The organism is Flavobacterium tructae (assembly GCF_002217475.1).
Lineage (GTDB): Bacteria > Bacteroidota > Bacteroidia > Flavobacteriales > Flavobacteriaceae > Flavobacterium > Flavobacterium tructae.
Map to the genome: position 1 here is coordinate 37,174 of NZ_MUHH01000025.1, position 19,223 is coordinate 56,396.

General features: G+C 34.4%; 15 protein-coding genes. 5 read left to right on the forward strand and 10 right to left on the reverse strand.

From position 1 onward, the window contains the following. Positions 1-173: 173 nt before the first annotated feature. The gene (locus B0A80_RS12035; RefSeq protein ID WP_017497699.1) at positions 174-356 is read left to right on the forward strand and encodes a bacteriocin-like protein; all 183 of its coding nucleotides are present in this window, start codon (positions 174-176) and stop codon (positions 354-356) included. Positions 357-438: 82 nt separating this feature from the next. On the opposite strand, the gene B0A80_RS12040 is transcribed toward B0A80_RS12035, so the two are convergent. The 3 genes from B0A80_RS12040 to B0A80_RS12050 form a co-directional block, all read right to left on the reverse strand. Beyond that, positions 439-876: a GNAT family N-acetyltransferase gene (locus B0A80_RS12040; RefSeq protein WP_089077428.1), complete on the reverse strand. Its 438-nt coding sequence runs from the start codon at positions 874-876 to the stop codon at positions 439-441. Positions 877-1,108: 232 nt separating this feature from the next. Beyond that, entirely contained in the window at positions 1,109-1,531 is a 423-nt protein-coding gene (locus B0A80_RS12045; RefSeq protein ID WP_124020571.1) for a hypothetical protein, read from the reverse strand. A gap of 4 nt (positions 1,532-1,535) precedes the next feature. Next, positions 1,536-2,927: a polymer-forming cytoskeletal protein gene (locus B0A80_RS12050; protein WP_233430741.1), complete on the reverse strand. Its 1,392-nt coding sequence runs from the start codon at positions 2,925-2,927 to the stop codon at positions 1,536-1,538. 149 nt (positions 2,928-3,076) lie between these two features. Here B0A80_RS12050 and B0A80_RS12055 point away from each other — a divergent pair, with 149 nt between their 5' ends. Then, a complete protein-coding gene (locus B0A80_RS12055; protein ID WP_089077430.1) occupies positions 3,077-3,475 on the forward strand; it encodes a helix-turn-helix domain-containing protein in 399 nt (132 codons plus the stop codon). Between the two features lie 69 nt (positions 3,476-3,544). On the opposite strand, the gene B0A80_RS12060 is transcribed toward B0A80_RS12055, so the two are convergent. Continuing rightward, on the reverse strand, positions 3,545-4,723 hold the full coding sequence (locus B0A80_RS12060; protein WP_089077431.1) for a putative phage abortive infection protein: 1,179 nt from the start codon (positions 4,721-4,723) through the stop codon (positions 3,545-3,547). A gap of 900 nt (positions 4,724-5,623) precedes the next feature. Between B0A80_RS12060 and B0A80_RS12065 the strand changes: the two genes are divergently transcribed. Next, complete coding sequence (locus B0A80_RS12065) at positions 5,624-6,916, forward strand: aminopeptidase P family protein (protein WP_089077432.1); 1,293 nt, start codon at positions 5,624-5,626, stop codon at positions 6,914-6,916. A 55-nt stretch (positions 6,917-6,971) separates the two neighbouring features. On the opposite strand, the gene B0A80_RS12070 is transcribed toward B0A80_RS12065, so the two are convergent. After that, complete coding sequence (locus B0A80_RS12070) at positions 6,972-7,493, reverse strand: ferritin (protein ID WP_017497690.1); 522 nt, start codon at positions 7,491-7,493, stop codon at positions 6,972-6,974. An 89-nt stretch (positions 7,494-7,582) separates the two neighbouring features. Further along, positions 7,583-7,939, reverse strand: coding sequence for a hypothetical protein (locus B0A80_RS12075; protein WP_017497689.1), 357 nt, complete (start codon positions 7,937-7,939; stop codon positions 7,583-7,585). 180 nt (positions 7,940-8,119) lie between these two features. On the opposite strand from B0A80_RS12075, the gene B0A80_RS12080 reads away from it, so the two are divergent. Both B0A80_RS12080 and B0A80_RS12085 read left to right on the forward strand, forming a co-directional pair. After that, complete coding sequence (locus B0A80_RS12080; protein ID WP_017497688.1) at positions 8,120-8,923, forward strand: TIGR00266 family protein; 804 nt, start codon at positions 8,120-8,122, stop codon at positions 8,921-8,923. Between the two features lie 167 nt (positions 8,924-9,090). After that, positions 9,091-9,867 carry an alpha/beta fold hydrolase gene (locus tag B0A80_RS12085; RefSeq protein ID WP_089077433.1) on the forward strand — a complete coding sequence of 259 codons (777 nt, stop codon included), beginning with the start codon at positions 9,091-9,093 and terminating at the stop codon, positions 9,865-9,867. 364 nt (positions 9,868-10,231) lie between these two features. Here the strand turns inward: B0A80_RS12085 and B0A80_RS12090 are convergent, their stop codons facing one another. From B0A80_RS12090 to B0A80_RS12105, 4 genes are all read right to left on the reverse strand, one after another. Beyond that, entirely contained in the window at positions 10,232-12,997 is a 2,766-nt protein-coding gene (locus tag B0A80_RS12090) for a PD-(D/E)XK nuclease family protein (RefSeq protein ID WP_089077434.1), read from the reverse strand. A 63-nt stretch (positions 12,998-13,060) separates the two neighbouring features. Beyond that, entirely contained in the window at positions 13,061-14,524 is a 1,464-nt protein-coding gene (locus B0A80_RS12095) for an OmpA family protein (RefSeq protein ID WP_089077435.1), read from the reverse strand. A gap of 113 nt (positions 14,525-14,637) precedes the next feature. After that, entirely contained in the window at positions 14,638-15,831 is a 1,194-nt protein-coding gene (gene kbl / locus B0A80_RS12100; protein ID WP_017497683.1) for a glycine C-acetyltransferase, read from the reverse strand. 80 nt (positions 15,832-15,911) lie between these two features. Continuing rightward, positions 15,912-19,070: a UvrD-helicase domain-containing protein gene (locus tag B0A80_RS12105; protein WP_089077436.1), complete on the reverse strand. Its 3,159-nt coding sequence runs from the start codon at positions 19,068-19,070 to the stop codon at positions 15,912-15,914. Positions 19,071-19,223: the final 153 nt, after the last annotated feature.

The window sequence follows — 19,223 nt, forward strand, 5'->3', positions numbered from 1 at the left end:
GCAAATTATTAATTTACAATATTAAACTTTTACCCAACTTTCATCAAGTAAAAATTACTCCGAATCGAAAACTTTCCTTTGTAAGTATTTATTTAAAAATAATTCATATTTTTATCAAAGTGGTATCCGAAAAACTTATAGAGTAGGAAAATCAAAAAAACAAAAAACCATTTATGAAAAACTTCCAAAAATTAACCAAAGAAGAATTAAAATCCATTAATGCCGGTACCGGAAAATGTATCGCATATCCTTTATGCAACGGTGAACAAGTTACTCCTATCGGACAAAACTCATGTGGCTGGTATTTATATAAAACAGCATCAAACAGTACTTGCATGGAATACGGACTATCTTAACAACATACTCCTCAATTTATTAAAACTGCTATCAACAAAATAGCAGTTTTTTTATACTCAGTCTTTTTCATCGCCAAAATGCTTACTTATAAATCGTAAACTTATTGTGCGTTAAACCAAAACCAAGATTTTCGTAAATAAACACGTTTTCAACCCGTCTTTTATTGGTCGTAACTTCAATACTTTTCAAATTGTTCCGATCGGCATACTGCAAAATCTCATTTATTAGTTGCCTTCCAATGCCTTTCCCGCGATAATTTTGATGAATAAAAAACTCCTGAATTTCGCCCACCAAACCACAATGATGCAAAAGATTTTGGGTATGAAAACTAATAAAGCCTAAACCTTCAGTTTCGTTTTCGGCAATTAGATAAAGATTTTTCGGGTTTGAAATATTTTCTTCGAATATTTCCTTAAAAACTTCAAAATCTAAAACTTCATTTTCGAGTTCGTTTATCGCTTGGTAAACAAAATCTAAATCCTGTTTTTCTACTTTTCTGATTTTAATATTTAACTCCATAATCTAATAAATTACCAAACAACATTCGTTAATACATTGGAGAAAGCTTTCCACCATTATTAAAGACCTTTTTTAACTCTTCAGAATCTGCTAACCATTCAATCGTTATAAATCTTGAACAATCATTTTTTAATTCATTAGACCAATCTATTAAAATAGCGGTATTATCATTTTTAATTTCGTCTTTAGCAAATTGATATGTTTTTTTTAAAATAATTTGCTCCTTCTCCTCTCAGGTCAAAAGAAACATATTTTGTTTTTGAAAAAACCGCACATAATGAAAGTCGTTTTTCTCACTGGTATCAAGTTTCTTTATTTTGTCTTTTTTAGTAAAATTATCGACTTCAAAAATTCTTGGTACTGCGTTTTTTAGATCTGCATTTCTTTTTAAATACCCGCACACACTCATCGGATTAAATATTCTTTTTAATGATGATTCTTCGATTGGTGCTGCAAAAGTCAGTGCCTTTATTACTTTCACATTCTCATGATGTGCTTTTCCCGTAAAAATAGCAACCAACTGCTCCTTTAAATCATTAAAATGAGTTCCTCCTCCTAAATAAATAATAACCAATTCTCCTTCTCTTAACTCAAAAGGCGGTATAAAATAATGATCGGTTTTAATTCCTTTACTATCAATTATAAGTTCATTCATTTTATCAGAATAAATATTCATTCAAACCAAGACGCTCAAATTTAACCTTGTATTTCTGAACGTAATTGTTCCACTCCCCTTGATTTTTATGAACAGAAAAAGCATATTCAACTGTCTCCTTACTAAAATGATTCCCAAAAATATTCTCTAAATATTGAATTCCTGAATCAATCACTTCTTTTAAAACCATTCCTTTATCAATTCCGCTTTGTTTGCAGGCTTTGTCAAGCCAAAGACCTTTTCCAATTTTTACATATTCTATCAGAAGACTAGCTGTAATAAACTCAGAAGGAACATCATTAATATCCGGTTCGTGTTTTCCGTTTTTAAAAACCAATACGATCAATTCTTCTGAATAATATTCTTCCGGAATAAATCGCAGCATTGTACCGCTTTGGGCAGCTTTAAAACAAAGTTCTTTTGTGATCAGTTCATCAGGAATAACCTGAAGGGCAAAACCATCTTTAGTTACTAATTTTTCGCAGCGTTCAGCCGTTACTAAATCCTGATGAACAAACGGCAACGCATGGAACGTAATATTCAACGCCAGAGTACAGAGTTCTTCCGTTTTAAATTCTTTCGGAACCAATTTAAGATCTCTATAATTTCCTAAAACACGTTCCCGCCAGTATTCATAAGTTTTTACAGGAGGATTATTTTGTTGGAGCACTAATTCTCCTCTTGCCAAATCCCGTTCTAATTCTTCAAATGTTTCGATCAGCGGATTCTCCAATAATTTCCGAAGTTCTTTTGACATAATTTCCTCATCGGTTTCGTCGTCATATTCACATTCATTCTGGGGCTCCGTATCATCAACTCTGTCATTATAATAAAACAGCTTATTTTTTCTTTCTGAAAATGTTGTATTGTGATCTGTCACTATAAAAACGGGCGCTTCTATTAAACCTGAGCAATTAAAACTGCCATGATTGTAAAAAGTCATAACCACTTCTTTAGCCACTACATTTCCATTTATCTGAATATTGGCCCCGCCTAATAACAAACTTTGACAATTCACATTTCCGCTTATGAAAACATACGGTCCATAATCACCTTCGGCATTGATAATAGATCCGGTTGTAAAGAGATCACCATCGATCAATACACCTTCAATTCTTATTTCCTCAATCCTTTTTATTGGAAGATTCAACAAAATAGCCAGTCCTTTTTTCTCTTTATCTTCGTAAAGATCCAGACAAAAATTCCCTTCAAAGTTTACTTCGCCATTGGCAACTACAAAATAATCGCCGTCTTCCCAATCCTCAAAATAATCGAACTTTTCATCTTCTACTAAAAAGGGATAGTTCTTTTTTATTTCTGCTATGGTGATAAGGTTAAAATTGGGAGTCTGCATTGCTACTTTATAATTAATCGAAGTTGATTTTTTGAATACCAAGATTACACAATTCTGCAATCAAAATCAAAAATAGTCAGAAAAGTTGTATTTTTACTACCCGTGATAGTTCCCATATTTGTAACACACAAACTTGTATTTGTTTTCTACCTAAACCAAAAATGTAAAAGAATTTTAAATATCTTTGAATTATGAGCACAGCAAAACCAAAACATATCGGCCGAAACATAAGCCGAATACGAGAATTGAGAGATATGAAGCAGGAAGCTCTTGCACAGGCAATCGGTACAACCCAACAATCTATCTCTATTATTGAAGGAAGCGAAAGCGTTGACGACGAAAAATTAAAGAAGATCGCTGAAGCTTTAGGTGTACCTGCCGAAGTAATCAGAAATTTTTCTGATGAGGCAGTTTTTAATATTATGGGGAATACTTACGATAATGCCTCTTCTACCATCAATCATAACAATTGCACTTTTAATCCGTTAGATAAACTCCTTGAGGCTTTTGAAGAGAATAAAAAACTTTACGAAAGATTGGTTGAAGCTGAAAGAGAAAAAGTAGCTCTTTTGGAGAAACTGCTGAAATAGAAACTTATTTATAAATGAAAAAACCGAAGCTGATTGGCTTCGGTTTTTTATCAAATTGTAAAATCCATATTAATTTTCATCAGTTTCATACTTCACCTTTGGATAATAAACTTTATATCTGATCCCTAAAAAATGAGACCCTGGAAGGTTCTTAATTAAATTATATTGCGAAATCAAATTACACTTTTCTATATTATCATTTTTAAGAAGCAAATCTTTCTCTGGAGTCAACTCCCACTTCATCCCTAAACTTGACAAACTATTAATAAATAACAAAGCTTGCTCATATGTTGATAATTGAGCTCTTAATGTTTTACCATAAAACTTTCTCTCTTTATCTTCAATATCTAAACTATAATTTAAATATTTATAACTCTGAAAAAGATGACGAAAATAATGCCCCAATCTATGTTGATGACCTCCATAATATTTTGAATACTCAACTTCATAAATAAGATTCTTAGTTTCGCTTAAAAGATCATCAATATTTAAATGTTTCCTATAAAGATAAAACTCTTCATTAACTTCTTTAAATTTTTTATAAGGAAGATTTAATAGTCCCTCCCATTTACGCCATCTATCATCATTCTCTCTTTTAGGTTTAATTTTTATAAATCTAAGAATCCTATAAAAATAAAAATGGTTATATTTTTTTTTAAATCGTTCTCTTAGAAAAATCTCTCCTTCTTCTCCTATTCCATAATAAACAATATTATAAGCAATATCAATTATTATGAGTTCCAATAAATCTATTTTCTTATTATTATTATCTATTATTCCTTGAAGTTTTCGTTTATATTTCGGTAAAATATAATCATCTATATTTTTTGAATTTGAAAATTTTTTCACTTCTCTATAGCATTCTAAAAACTCTCTAAAAATAAGTCGAAAAACTTTTCGATGATGTGCAGTTGCCATTACACCTGAATCAAGCTTAGTGTAATTCATTTGATTTACATTTTCTCGATGCAGATTGACCATCTCAAAAAATGTTGATTCAAATCCTTCTATTTTATTTTGTTTCACCTGCTCTTTGAAAGTTAAAAAAATCAATAATGTTCCTGCTAATGCAAAAAAAGTACCTACGACCCCTCCTATATAATCCCCAAATTGACCTGTAGTTGTAAAATCTATATCAGCATTTATAATTCTAAAACCATCACTATAAGACTTAATAAACATTCCTATTAATATTAAAACACCTGCCAATACAAGCAACCATGCAAAATTTACAATTTTTTTATTCATTCTATTTTAATTATTTACAAATTCATGAGGATTTAACTTTCATTTTTAAACCTTAGTTACTTTGCTAAAGTAATAGTTTTTAACAGTACAATTTCAATGATATTTAATTTTCTAAATCATCTTTCTCGCGTAAAGAATAATAGGTGGTATCATTTTATAGAATGGAATAAAAGATATAATCGAAAACCCGACATGGAGGGACATTCCATTATTGAGGTTCTAAATTACTACAATTCGCAATATTTCATTGACGAAGCTTATGCCTGTCAATCATTGTCGAGCTACTTACGAAGATCTCTCCTCCGTCGAGATGACAAGATTGTGATTAAGACAAAATGTACAAAAGAAAAAATCTGCAGAATCTGCGAAATCTGCGTGAAACAAAACTGCCAATCTTTGCCGAGTTACGAGTGTGATTCTTCGTTCCTCAGAATGACAAACCTTATACCTATCAATCTTTGTCGAGCTACTTGCGAAGATCTCTCTTTTTGTTTTAGTGAGTCTTTATGCATTTCAAAGTTTTCGTAACAAAAAATTAACTAAAAATATTTTGTTACACATTTTGAAACAAAATTAAAATTTTAAAAAAAATGTTACAGCTTTTGAAACAAATTAGAATAAAATAAAAATTTGTTACAACTTCCTTTGCGCCCTTTACGATAATCCTTCAACTTCGCTCAGGAAGACAGAAACAAATAAAAACTTTGCGGCTTTGCGACTTTGCGAGAAAAGAAACCCAGCGTACTTCGCGTAAACCTTAGCGCCCTTTGCGGTTATCATATCCTTTCACTTCACCTCAGGAAAATACAAAAACAAATAATAAAACTTTAAGAAATCAATTTCATGCTGTTTGCTGAAAAAACGTAATTTTGAAATTCGAAGTTCAAAAACCGAATTATTATGAAATATCACCAAATAAACAGCGCTCTTTTTGTAAAAAACCGCAAAAAATTCACGGCAGAAATGAAACCTAATTCAGTTGCCGTTTTTAATTCCAATGACATTTACCCGGTTAGTGCCGACAGTACTTTACCGTTTGCTCAGCACAGAGATATTTTTTATCTGAGTGGTGTAGATCAGGAAGAAAGTATTCTACTTTTGTTTCCGGATGCACCTTACGAGCATCAAAAAGAAATTCTTTTCCTGAAAGAAACCAGCGAACACATTGCGATCTGGGAAGGTGAAAAACTGACTAAAGAACGTGCTTTTCAGGTTTCAGGAATCAGAACAGTGTATTGGTTACAGGATTTTCATAAGATTTTGAACGAAATGATGACTTATGCTGATACAATGTACATTAACACTAACGAACATTACCGTGCGACTGTTGAAACAGAAACCCGTGAAGCTCGTTTTGTAAAATGGTGGAAAGAACATTATCCGGCACACAATGTAGCCAAAAGCAACCCGATTTTACAACGCCTTCGTTCTGTAAAAGAAAGCGAAGAACTTGACTTGATTCAGCAAGCTTGTGACATTACTGAAAAAGGTTTCCGTAGATTATTATCATTTGTAAAACCAAATGTTACCGAATATGAAATCGAAGCGGAATTGATTCATGAATTTATCCGTAACCGTTCTAAAGGGTTTGCTTACACGCCAATTATTGCTTCGGGAAATAATGCCAATGTTTTGCATTACATCGAAAACAACCAGCAATGTAAAGAAGGAGATTTAATTTTATTGGATGTTGCTGCCGAATACGCCAACTACTCAAGCGATTTATCCCGTACAATTCCGGTTTCGGGAAGGTATAACGAAAGACAAAAAGCAGTTTACAATGCTGTTTTAAGAGTGAAAAACGAAGCTACAAAAATGTTGACTCCGGGAACGCTTTGGAAACAATACCATGTAGAAGTAGGAAAAGTGATGACCTCTGAATTATTAGGTTTAGGTTTGATCGACAAAGCCGATGTTCAGAACGAAAATCCGGAATGGCCGGCTTACAAAAAATATTTCATGCACGGAACGTCCCACCATATGGGGCTGGACACGCACGACTACGGATTGCTTCACGAACCAATGAAGGCCAATATGGTTTTTACCGTTGAGCCGGGAATTTACATTCCGGCAGAAGGCTTCGGAATTCGTCTGGAGGACAACGTAGTAATTCAGGAAAAAGGAGAGCCCTTTAACCTGATGCGTAACATTCCTATTGAAGCTGACGAGATTGAAAGCTTGATGAATGAATAAATAGAAAAAAGCCCTTAATAAATTTATTAAGGGCTTTTTCAATTTTATATATCAATTACTCTCCGATTTTTGCGATTTGCACATCCAACTGGAATTTACCGGCAGCTTCGCTTTCATCAATCAAATCAAAAAGCTCTAAAGCTCTTCTTGCGTTTTTCTCTTCTTCTCTCTGCTCAGCAACATACCACATCATAAAATCTTCTGTAGCATAGTCATTTTCAGCTCTACATTTTGCAATTACTTTATTCACTGCTTGTGTAACTGCAATTTCATTCTGCAAAGCAATTTCAAATACTTCTCTCAAAGAAGCAAACTCTTGTTGTACTTCCGGAACAGACGGCGTAACGGCAATCCCTCCCATATCTGTAATATATTTGAAAACTTTTAGAAAATGCTCTCTTTCTTCTTCGGCTTGTTTGTACAAATAAGATGCTGTATTAGCATAACCGTTTCTATCTAACCATGCAGCCATAGCTAAATATTTGTTAGAAGCGTCACTTTCTAATTTTGCTTGTAAGTTTAATATATTTTCTACACTTTCAACTAATGAAGTACGTGTTCTTAATAAATCTTTCATATCCTCTAATTTTTATATGTGTAAAATTACAAAAATTAAAGGAGGCTCCTCCAACTGCTAGAAAATTTGGATTTGATCTAAGTAAGAATCTAAATAAGCTCTACGTTTACAATGTTACAAAGCATAGAATGTAAAGTGAGGGTAAATTTAGTTCCGTTTAATAAATCTCTTAACTGCACTATTTCACAGATAGTAAGATTTCTGGAAAAATTTCTTTTAGTGGTTTCAATCAATTGTGCGTCTGACCGGTCAGATAAGTCATAAAGCATGTTAAGAATGTCAACGCTATTAACCTTTCTTTGAAAAATCAAAAAATCATGAATTTTGTAACTTGACACTGTATCAACAAAATTGATAATTATACTATTAGTCAAATCACATTGATAACTGTATCCTTTTTCGGTTTCAAATAATACTTTGGTGGTCAAATCACTAACTAACGCCATTCTGATAAAATATAATAACGTTGCAAAAATATAAAATTCAAAGCAATAAAAAACATAATTAAGACTAATTTAAAATAACAAAATCTTTTAATGTTCTTAAAAACAACGGTAACTCACTAAAGAGTGTAACATTCTACGGCATTATTAGTCTAATTTTAAAAACAAATAAATTAAGAAATTATGCAAGCACACGAAATAGATTATCAGATTTTTGGTGAAGAAATGCAATATGTTGAAATAGAACTGGACCCGCAGGAAATTGTAATTGCCGAAGCCGGCAGTTTCATGATGATGGAAAACAATATCCAGATGGAAACGATATTTGGAGATGGTTCTCAACAACAAGGCTCAGGTTTGTTTGGCAAACTTTTAAACGCAGGTAAAAGAGTTCTTACCGGCGAAAGTTTATTTATGACAGCATTTTTAAACCAAGGCAATAGCAAAAGCAAAGTTTCATTTGCGTCGCCATATCCCGGAAAAATTCTTCCGATTGATTTAACAGAATTTCAAGGCAAATTTATCTGTCAAAAAAGCTCGTTTTTATGCGCTGCTAAAGGTGTTTCTGTCGGAATAGAATTTTCTCAGAAACTTGGACGTGGTTTATTTGGCGGTGAAGGCTTTATTATGCAGAAAATCGAAGGAGACGGAATGGCATTTGTACATTCGGGCGGAACAATGGCTAAAAAAGTATTGGGGCCAGGCGAAGTTCTAAAAGTAGATACCGGATGCATCATTGGCTTTACCAAAGATGTAGATTATGATATTGAATTTATTGGCGGAATTAAGAATTCTATTTTTGGCGGCGAAGGATTATTTTATGCCACATTAAAAGGTCCCGGAACGGTTTACATACAATCGTTGCCTTTCTCGAGACTGGCTGACCGCATTATTGCATCTGCACCAAAATCTGGTGGAAACAGCCGCGACGAAGGCAGTCTTCTTGGCGGATTAGGAAATCTTTTAGATGGTGATAACCGATTTTAATTTGTAATGGCTTTCAGAAATGGAAGCCATTTTTAATTCGTTCACAAACCGTATTTTGCTATAAATAAATTTATTCCCGTTTTAAAGATTTCCCAATTAAATCAACACATCTCGATATTTTACTTCAGCTTTCTTAACTTTGTGCCTGACAACAAAAAAAGTTCATTTTGAAAACGCTTTTATACAAAAACACCAAAATATCATACTCAGATTCGGGAACTGGAAATGCAATTGTATTCCTTCACGGCTTTCTGGAAAACAAAAAAATGTGGAAAGACTATGTTGATTTTTTCTCCGAAAAACATCGCATCATTACGATCGATTTACTGGGACACGGCGAGTCGGATTCTTTGGGATACGTGCATACGATGGAAGACAATGCCAATGCCGTTCAGGAAGTTCTGAACCATTTAAAAATTGAAAAAGCTACTGTTGTCGGACATTCGATGGGCGGTTATGTTGGTCTGGCTTTCGCCGAATTGTTTCCAAAAAACATTCAGAAACTGGTTTTACTCAACTCTACTTCAAAGGAGGATAGTCCGGAGAGAAAACTTAACCGAACACGAGCTATCAAAGCAGTCAAACAAAATTACGTAACCTTTGTGAGTCTGGCTATTGGTAATTTGTTTAGTGAGAATAACCGAATCCGATTAACCGAAGAAATTGAAAAAGTAAAAACACAGGCACTCCAAACACCTTTACAGGGAATTATAGCTTCACTCGAAGGAATGAAAATCAGAAAAGACAGGGAAGCACTTTTACAACAAAACCTTTTTCCCGTTTTATTAATTTTAGGAAAAAAAGATCCTGTTCTGGATTACGAAGACTCCCGCACTCAGATAGATGATACTACAGCAGAACTCATTTCTTTCGAAGACGGACATATGAGTCATATTGAAAACAAAGAGGAATTAAAAACCGTTTTATCTCAATTTTTCTCTTAGATCACGGCCTTCAGCATAAAAAAAGACCGTTCCGAAAAATTATCGAAACAGCCTTTTCTTCTTTTTGTTGGGGGCAAAAATTTATACTTTTTAAAAAATTTCTTTTTAAAAATTTCGGCAAAGTTATTCCTTTTATGCACTAATCCTAAGCCCCTGAATCACTTTTATTTATAGTTTATGCTTTGATTGTTTAAAGAGTGAAATTTGTAGATAAATTCATCAAAAAGAAACATACTCCATAAAAATCATAACATTTTACTTCATAAAATTCATTTAAAAAAAGAGCCTTTTTGATATAATTTCAGAAATGAGATCGCTTTTTTCATCAGGAAACCATAAAAATTGATATTCTGAACAAAGACCATTAATCTATTTTCTCTTCAAAAGGAATTGTCGGGTCAAAAATCTCTTTTAACAGTAATACAATTTCCTCTAAATAATTACTCAAAATTTCTCTGGAAACTGTGGTAGTAATCTCTTTATCTTCTTTGAATGTGAAAGGTAAAAAACCTGATTTAAGATTTTTAAAAGAAATTATACCTGCTTCGATGGGAATTTCTTTCGCTTTGCTTTCAAACATAAAGGCATAAGCCAAAACCTGGATAATTTTATCATTTTTAAGCTCCTGAGTCAATCCATTCCATGATTTCAGGATAACATTTGTCTTTTCAACTTTTCCTGTCTTATAATCGATAATTCGGATTTTCCCGTTGCGTAATTCAATACGATCCACATTTCCTTTAATTAAAACAGGAAACGGCAAATCCGGATGATTTAATTCGCGTTCAAATGTTTCCTCCAAAGCTATAATCTGAACCGCATCTCCATTTTTAAGAGATTCTAATTCCATTTTCAAAAAATTAGAGACATTTCGTTTCGCTACTTCAAAAGCTAGAAGATTACGTCCTTTTTTTATCTCTCCTTCTTTATAAACCAATTTAAACTGATTTAGAACTTCAGCATCCAATAATTTAAAACAATTTTCGAGATCTGTTTCCGATATGAACTTACCTATAAAGGGCTCGTAAAGTGTTTTTAACGTTTCGTGAATAATAGTTCCGAGCGTATTCAGCGCGATATTCTCCTCAACCTCTTCCACTTCCCTAATTCGAAGTATTTTTTGAAAATAAAAGTCTATCGGATTTCGGATATAACTTGTCAAAGCAGAAGGAGAAAAACCTGCAAGTGCGATTTCTTTTAAACGATCCATCACAGCATCAGATTTGGGAACCACCATAGGCTGATAAGCTGTTGTGGGTAAAACGGGATTATAGATATCAAACGTTAAGTTGTGCTTCTTTTGTTTCTCTACCTCCAATTGCGTGATGAAACGACTGCGTTCTCCGGCATCCAATCCATCATTTTCTGTATTATAAATCAAATAGATATTTTGGGCTCTTTGCAGTAAATGGTAAAAGTGATAGGTATAAATGGCATCTTTCTCTTTAAAAGTAGGCAATCCCAATTCGTTTTTAACATCATAGGGAATAAATGAATTCTGAGATTTTCCAGCCGGGAACTTTCCTTCATTCATAGATGTTACAATTACGGTATCAAAATCAAGTACACGACTTTCCAGAACCCCCATAATTTGCAGTCCGCGTAAAGGCTCTCCTTCAAACGAAACTTCAGCAACATCAATAATCTGTTTATAGATCGCATGCAAAGTGTCTATGTTGTCAATGTGATTGTGTTTTGTGTAATAATTGATCAGCTTATTAATTACTTTAAAAACGGCATAAACAAAAGCTTTGGCAATTTTTTCCTCCTCATTGTCATTGCTGAAATTTTCTTTTATCATAACTAAAAGTGCCGAAACATTTTCAAGAACAGCAATCGACCCACTCTCCCATTTTTGAAAAAGCAGATCAAACAATGGCGATGGATTCAAATGGAGTTCTAAAACCCGATTATGCGTAATAAAAGTGTAATTATTCTCCTTGATAATCCGAACCAAATTACTGGCATTGGCATAAGGTTCAACCAACGGATGTGTAAGAACATCAAGTATATCTTTATAATAAAAAACATAACTTTCTCCTTTACGTGAAAGCGCATTGGTATGCATTCTAAACAATTTCGCGATTAATATCTGCGATGGGTTGTTCTTTCCCGAATACCCCATTGTAATGTTCAGACTTCCAACCGAAGAAGGCAGGGAATACAAAACCGGCATCAATAGATTCTCCTCACCCAGCACAATAGCCACTTTATCTAAAGCAGTAGTTGGGTTTTCTGTGATCATATTTTCGATAATACTACCCGCCAATTTTGCCTGACCAATTGTTTTAGGCGTCCCTATGATCTGAATGTTTTTAGACTGTGAAAAATCATCTACAATCCATTCAAACGGATTGGCTTTATAATGTTTCCAGCTTTCTTTAAAACGTCTCACAAAGAGTCCGGCATCATGATAAGGATCATTTAAGAAAGTCTGATCAACATCCCAATAAATTCTAGCCTGATCTAAAGCCAAAAGATGCTGTACAATTTTTTCTTCAGCTGCATTCAAAGCATTAAATCCTGCAAAAATGAAACTACGATTTGAAACGGTATTCGCAAAGTGATTGAGATTGTTTACAGCTTCACGATAAATCAATCCCTGATATCCAATCGATTTGTTCAGTAAGTGATTGTATAGCGAATCATAATACAGTGGAAGAAGTTTCCAGAAATCAATATAATTCTCTAAAAGTTTGGTTTTGTTCTCGACTTCAATCCCCCATTTTTTGATATCTTCAATATCACTCAAATAGGACAAGACGTGCGAAGGATCTAACAGATAGCGATCGATTTCATTAAAATCCTGTAGAAGCGTTTTTGCCCAATTGGCAAATAATTCAAAAGACTGCTGATGTTGTTTCTCTGTTACAGAAAGATACACTTCATAGAACTCAAACAAAAGCTCAATTGAATCAACGGATCGGATCGAGGCTACGTCCTGTACAAAATCTTCAATACTAATAATTTCAGGCGAAAGTATCGTTTTCTTCGTCTCATTTTTCAGGGCCTCAATTAAAAAAACTTTTGCTCTTTTATTGGGCAGAATAATAGTTGTCTCAGCAAGTTTATCTGAATAGTCCTGAATTATAACCGTTGCTATTTTCCCGAGAAAAGAAGTATTTATCATGTGATAAAAATAAAAAAAGCCATTCAATTAAGAATGGCTTTTAGTATTTATTTAAACAGTAAATTAGATTTTACCTTGGTATTTAGAACCAATGTGTTTAATTTCTGTTCTTCTGTTTTGTGCTTTACCTGCAGCAGTTTTGTTGCTTGCAACTGGTTGAGAAGATCCGAATCCTTTAGACTCTAAGTTCTCAGCATTTACACCTCTTTCGATTAATGCATTTTTCACAGCGTCAGCTCTTTCTTGAGAAAGTTTGTCGTTGATTTTTGCAGAACCTGTACTATCTGTGTGTCCTTCGATAGAGAATTTCGCGTTTGGATAGTTTTTAAGGATTTCTTTAATAGCATCTAATCTAGCTGGAGTTTCTTTGTCACCAGTTTTGAAAGTAGCTTTTCCTGAGTTAAAGTAAACCGCTCTAGCTTGAACTTTAAGATCTTCTAAAGCTTCAGTAGTTACTTCAGGACAACCTCTGTTAGAAGCAGGACCAGCAACTGTAGGACAATCGTCATCTTTATCAGCTACACCGTCTTTGTCAGCGTCTAAGAAAGGACAACCACCATTTTCTCTAGGACCAGCAACTGTAGGACATTTGTCATCTTTGTCAGCGATACCATCACCGTCAGTATCAGGACAACCTTTTAAAGCAGCTAAACCAGCAACATCTGGACAAGCATCATCTTTATCAGCAATTCCGTCTCCGTCAGTATCAGGACATCCGTTTAATGCAGCTAAACCAAATACATCTGGACAAGCGTCAGAAGCGTCAACGATTCCGTCTCCGTCAGTATCAGGACATCCGTTGAATTGTTTTAAACCAGCAACATCTGGACAAGCGTCATCTTTATCGTAGATTCCGTCTCCGTCAGTATCTTTACCTCCGAATTTGAAAACTAGACCTGCAGTGTGTTGGAAGTGAGATGGAGCATCTGGAGCACCAGCTTTATCTTGTCTGTCACCACTAACTGACCATTTGTATCTTGTAGCAAGCTCAAGACCAATAGCATCAGTAAACCAGAAAGTAAGACCAGCACCTGGGTTAACAGTTCCGTAGCTGCTATCTCCGAAGAAAGTATAACCTCCACCAACAGATAACGAAGGATCGATTACTTTAGATTTGATTAATTCCTGGAAGCTATATTTAATAGTAGCATCAATTCCGTAATACATCAAGTCACCAGGATTAGTTACTAAGTTACCTCTACTATCATGCCCTACACCAGGTGAGTTAAAAGTAACATATTTATCAATCTTGTTCACAGATCCTTGTAAACCAACAGAGAAACCGCTACCTACATATCTATTTACACCAATGTAAGATAGAGAAGGAAGAATATTCCAGTTGTCTTTTACAGCGAATGGCTGAGAAAAGTGTTGATCGAAGAAACCACTTCCTGATCCAGAACTTGTTCTAGTATCAACGGCATTAACTCCAAAAGAGATAGCCCATGGATTGTTGCTGTCTTGTGCGTGAGAACTTAAACCCATCACCATCATCACAGCAACTAAAAGTTTGTTAAGATGTTTCATACTTAATTTTTTTAATTACAATTTAGTTAATTACAAGCAAAAGTAACACCAAAATTTTTAAATACAAAATGAAATGTTAAAAAAAACCTACAAAAATTCGACCAAAGTGGGAATTATATAACTTTTAACATTTGTCCGACAACTGTAAAAGCGTCTATAGCCCTGTCTAAGTGCTCTTTTGTATGCGCAGCCGATAATTGCACTCTAATCCTCGCTTTTTCTTTAGGTACTACAGGGAAGAAGAATCCGATTACATAAATGCCTTGTTTCAACAATTCATTTGCCATAGTCTGCGACAATTTTGCATCATATAACATGACTGGAACGATTGCCGAATCTCCATCAATGATATCAAAACCGGCTTTTTTCATTCCTTCTTTAAAGTAATTTGTATTCCATTCTAATTTATCTCTTAAGGTCGTATCCTTTTCTAACAATTCAAACACCTTAATTGAAGCCCCAACGATAGCCGGCGCCAATGAGTTTGAGAATAAATACGGTCTTGAACGCTGACGCAACAATTCGATGATCTCTTTTTTTGCAGTCGTATAACCTCCCATTGCCCCACCTAAAGCTTTACCAAGGGTTCCGGTAATAATATCAACTCTTCCCATAACTCCTTTTGCTTCGAGAGTTCCTTTTCCGGTCGCTCCGATAAATCCTGCAGCATGACATTCATCCACCATCACCATAGCATCGTACTTATCTGCAAGGTCACAAATTTTATCAAGAGGTGCCACAAGGCCGTCCATTGAGAAAACTCCATCAGTAACAATTAATTTGAAACGCGCACCAGCTTCATTTGCCTTAATTAATTGCTGCTCCAAATCTTCCATATTACTGTTCTCATAACGGTAACGCGCTGCTTTACACAAACGAACTCCATCAATAATAGAAGCATGGTTCAGACTGTCTGAAATAATAGCATCATTTTCTCCTAACAAAGGTTCGAAAACACCACCATTGGCATCAAAAGCTGCTGCATAAAGAATAGTATCCTCTGTACCATAAAAATCTGCAATCTTCTTCTCTAAAGTTTTATGAATATCCTGCGTTCCGCAAATGAAACGTACTGACGACATCCCAAAACCATGTGAATCCATTGCGTCTTTTGCCGCTTGTACCACTTCAGGATGTGATGAAAGTCCTAAATAATTGTTGGCACAAAAATTCAAAACTTTTTCTCCTGTGGAAATCGTTATCTCAGCATCTTGTGCTGAAGTTATAATGCGTTCTTTCTTGAAAATTCCGTTTTCTTCAATTGTTTGCAACTCATTTTGCAAATGTTCTTTTATTTTACCGTACATTTCTATTTATTTAAAACGTTAAAAATTAACAACTTAAGACGAAAACACCTAGTCAAACCTTTAACATCTGATTAATTTTTTCACAAATTTACTACATCGATTTCTGATCCGATGTATACCAACGCTTTTTTTAACACTTTATACCCCAGATCCTCTATAGCTTCCTGATACTCCTGAATTTGCTTTGCATACTTCGAATTTATCACTCCTGTTTTATAATCTAACAAATAGGCTTCTTTATTTGAAGTCAGAACAATACGATCGGGTTTTAAAATCCGGCCTTCTTTCTGAACAATTGTCTGTTCGTTCAAAATAGTTGCATTCCCATCGAAACAAATACTTAATTCCGGATGATTCACAATTTCCTGAAGTGTCTTTGAAACCATCTCGACCTGATCATTTGTAATCAATCCGTTCTCAATTCCTTTTGTAATGGCCAGATCCACATCCGACCGATCCTTAACAAAAGCCAGAATTTCGTGAACTATATTACCATAAGCGATTGCTTCCTGCTGATGCGTTCCCCACATTAAAGCCTCTCGTTGTGCAATCTTAATGTTTTTCGGATCTAAAACTTCCGAAACAACAGGAATTGTCTTTACCAAATCAACTGATTTTACAGAACTCGAAAGCCTAATCTTACTGCCAAACTCATACTCTGATCTTTCGGTATCATAAATCCCTTTATGCATTAAATACCGAATAAAAAAAGAAGCCATATTATTAGGCAATTCACCATCTTTCCGTTCTTTCATTCCTTGCGATATCACATACAATTGCTCCTCAGCACGTGTCAAAGCCACATACAAAACATTTATATTATCCAGCAGTTCTTCTTGTTTCTTCAAATTAAAAACCGCTGAAGCACTCTCACCAAAACCTTCAACCGCGCTACTATTATCGATCAAAGCTTTCGGAACGTCTAAATTAACATCTTCAGTGTCGAGCCATAATTTATCCTTTGGTTTTCGATTGTAGTCTTCTTCTGCAAATGGCATAATAACGATCGGAAATTCTAATCCTTTTGATTTATGAATTGTCATAATACGAACCGCATTATTTCCTTCAGGAGACGGAATGCTAAATTTCTCTGCATTTTTATCCCAATAACTTAAAAAATCAGCTATACCTGCCTGATTTCTCATGTCTCGTTCTAAAACGATATCTAAAAAGAACTGAACATATGCATTTCCTTCATCAGGAAGAATAAATTTTGCAATTATAATTTCAACTGCCTCATACAAGGATTTTTTACGTACATCTTCAAAAGAAAGTGAAACATCAAAAGTTAAAAGCCATTTTTCAAAATCACCCTCCTTTTTTTGAGACATCCCTAAGGCAATAAAATCATGAATCGGCATCTTAACTTCTTTATTGGATCCCAAAAAATGAAGAAAATTGGCTTTCGACTCTAAATCAGCACTATTGTTTAAATATTTCAGCAAATAAACAATCAAACGCACCTCTGTTGCATTTTGAATCATCAGGGTCTCGGATGATAAAAGCGGGATCTTTTGCTCCGTTAAATAGTTTGCAATAGCAATTCCCTGATCTCTTTTTCGGGTTAAGATTACAATGTCCTTGTATTCAAAACCTTCCCGAACAACTTTTTGAATAGTATTTAAAGTCGCTAAAACATACAGATCCGATTTCTCGACCACTTCTTCTTCGTCTGCATAATCCGACTTCTCGATTACAGGAAGAAAAGAGATATTGACATACCCTCCCTTTTTTGAATTTATGTTCTGAAAACTATGATTTTCATACAGATCTTTGTAATCTTCATTGGTAAATTCGGCCGAAATTAATTTAAAAAAATCGTTATTGAATTCGATTACCTCACTATAACTGCGGTAATTTGTATCTAAATGCTTAACCTCTTTTTTGTGGTTAAAAAAAGTATTTTCTTCTTTTCCTAATTCTATAAACTGTTCTGCTTTTCCCCCTCTCCATCGGTAAATAGACTGTTTCGGATCTCCCACTATCATCAGCGTCCCTTTATTCCCAAAATCGTCTTCTCCGGAAAGCGAATTATGAATTAGTGGAATCAAATTCTGCCACTGCATCTCAGAGGTATCCTGAAATTCATCGATAAAAAAATGGCGGTACTTCTCTCCCAAACGCTCATAAATAAAAGGCGCGGGCTGATTCTGAATTTCACGGTGAATAATGGCGTTGAATTCAGAAATCGACAGTACATTTTGCTCTGATTGAATTTTAGCCAATTCATTACTAACCGTATTCAACAGCGAAAGTGGCGTAATATTTTTCAAAAAGGCTTTATAGAAATCTCTTTTTTCGAAATTCTTATAGATTTTTACCAGAACCTGAAGCAGTTCAGGAATTATATTTTCTATTAACGCACGGTCTTTTGCCGTTTTATTAATAGCAATATCATCGAATTCATGAAAAGTTTTATTTCGGGGATTAAATTTCCCATCGCGAATACTTTCTAAATGATTTGGAAAAGTTCCACGCGAAAATGACTTCAAATCGATTCCGTTTTTTTCGATTAAAGCAAGTGCCTCAATCGCAAAATTTTCATTTTCAGACTCGAGTTCTTTGCACAAAGCGAGCATTTTTTTCTTGATCTCAATAAACTCTTCGATAGATTTATCCTGAAAATGAGAGATTTCATTCCGATTATTTTCATTCAGAACCAGCCTACCCGTTTCTAAGATTTCCCTGGAAACATCCCAACTTTTATCGTCGTCGGTTTTTTCCATCGTGAAATCAACCAACAGCTTAGTCAATGTTTCGTCCTGACCGGCTTGTGCAATTATAGCGTCAACCGCCTCAACCAGTAAATTCTCTGTATCCAAAGTGACTTCAAAAGTCATTGGCAGATTAAGATCATGTGCAAAAGCACGAATTACTTTATGTGTAAATTTATCAATGGTAGAAATATCAAAAGCAGCATAATTATGAATTAAGTGCTTGATAATATTTTGAGATTTTGTTTTAATTTTAATAACCGAAAGTCCGGTATCCCGAGACAAATCCTCCATCAAATCGATTGCTTTTGCAGAAGGCTCTTCTTTTGCAAACTCAGACAAACTCCCAACAATACGGCTTTTCATTTCATGAACTGCTTTATTGGTGAATGTAATTGCCAGAATGTTGCGATAAGCATCGTTCCTTGAAGAAGAAAGAATAATTTTAAGATACTCTTTTACCAAAGTATAGGTCTTTCCGGAGCCTGCAGACGCATCATAGATAGAGAAAGACGGACTTTGCATAAGTTTGGTTTTTCGTAGGGTAAAAATAACACATTAATTTTAAACAGGCTCTAAATCCCAATAATGTAAAATTCCAAATTCCAATATCTGATGCATTTAACACATACAGCTATTGGAACTTGGAATTTGAATATTTTAAATTTTCTATAAAAA

Excerpts from the sequence above, each read along its gene's own strand:
- B0A80_RS12035 (WP_017497699.1), top strand. The coding sequence starts at position 174 with ATGAAAAACTTCCAAAAATTAACCAAAGAAGAATTAAAATCCATTAAT.
- B0A80_RS12040 (WP_089077428.1), bottom strand. The coding sequence starts at position 876 with ATGGAGTTAAATATTAAAATCAGAAAAGTAGAAAAACAGGATTTAGAT.
- B0A80_RS12045 (WP_124020571.1), bottom strand. The coding sequence starts at position 1,531 with ATGAATGAACTTATAATTGATAGTAAAGGAATTAAAACCGATCATTAT.
- B0A80_RS12055 (WP_089077430.1), top strand. The coding sequence starts at position 3,077 with ATGAGCACAGCAAAACCAAAACATATCGGCCGAAACATAAGCCGAATA.
- B0A80_RS12060 (WP_089077431.1), bottom strand. The coding sequence starts at position 4,723 with ATGAATAAAAAAATTGTAAATTTTGCATGGTTGCTTGTATTGGCAGGT.
- B0A80_RS12065 (WP_089077432.1), top strand. The coding sequence starts at position 5,624 with ATGAAATATCACCAAATAAACAGCGCTCTTTTTGTAAAAAACCGCAAA.
- B0A80_RS12070 (WP_017497690.1), bottom strand. The coding sequence starts at position 7,493 with ATGAAAGATTTATTAAGAACACGTACTTCATTAGTTGAAAGTGTAGAA.
- B0A80_RS12075 (WP_017497689.1), bottom strand. The coding sequence starts at position 7,939 with ATGGCGTTAGTTAGTGATTTGACCACCAAAGTATTATTTGAAACCGAA.
- B0A80_RS12080 (WP_017497688.1), top strand. The coding sequence starts at position 8,120 with ATGCAAGCACACGAAATAGATTATCAGATTTTTGGTGAAGAAATGCAA.
- B0A80_RS12090 (WP_089077434.1), bottom strand. The coding sequence starts at position 12,997 with ATGATAAATACTTCTTTTCTCGGGAAAATAGCAACGGTTATAATTCAG.
- B0A80_RS12095 (WP_089077435.1), bottom strand. The coding sequence starts at position 14,524 with ATGAAACATCTTAACAAACTTTTAGTTGCTGTGATGATGGTGATGGGT.
- kbl (WP_017497683.1), bottom strand. The coding sequence starts at position 15,831 with ATGTACGGTAAAATAAAAGAACATTTGCAAAATGAGTTGCAAACAATT.
- B0A80_RS12105 (WP_089077436.1), bottom strand. The coding sequence starts at position 19,070 with ATGCAAAGTCCGTCTTTCTCTATCTATGATGCGTCTGCAGGCTCCGGA.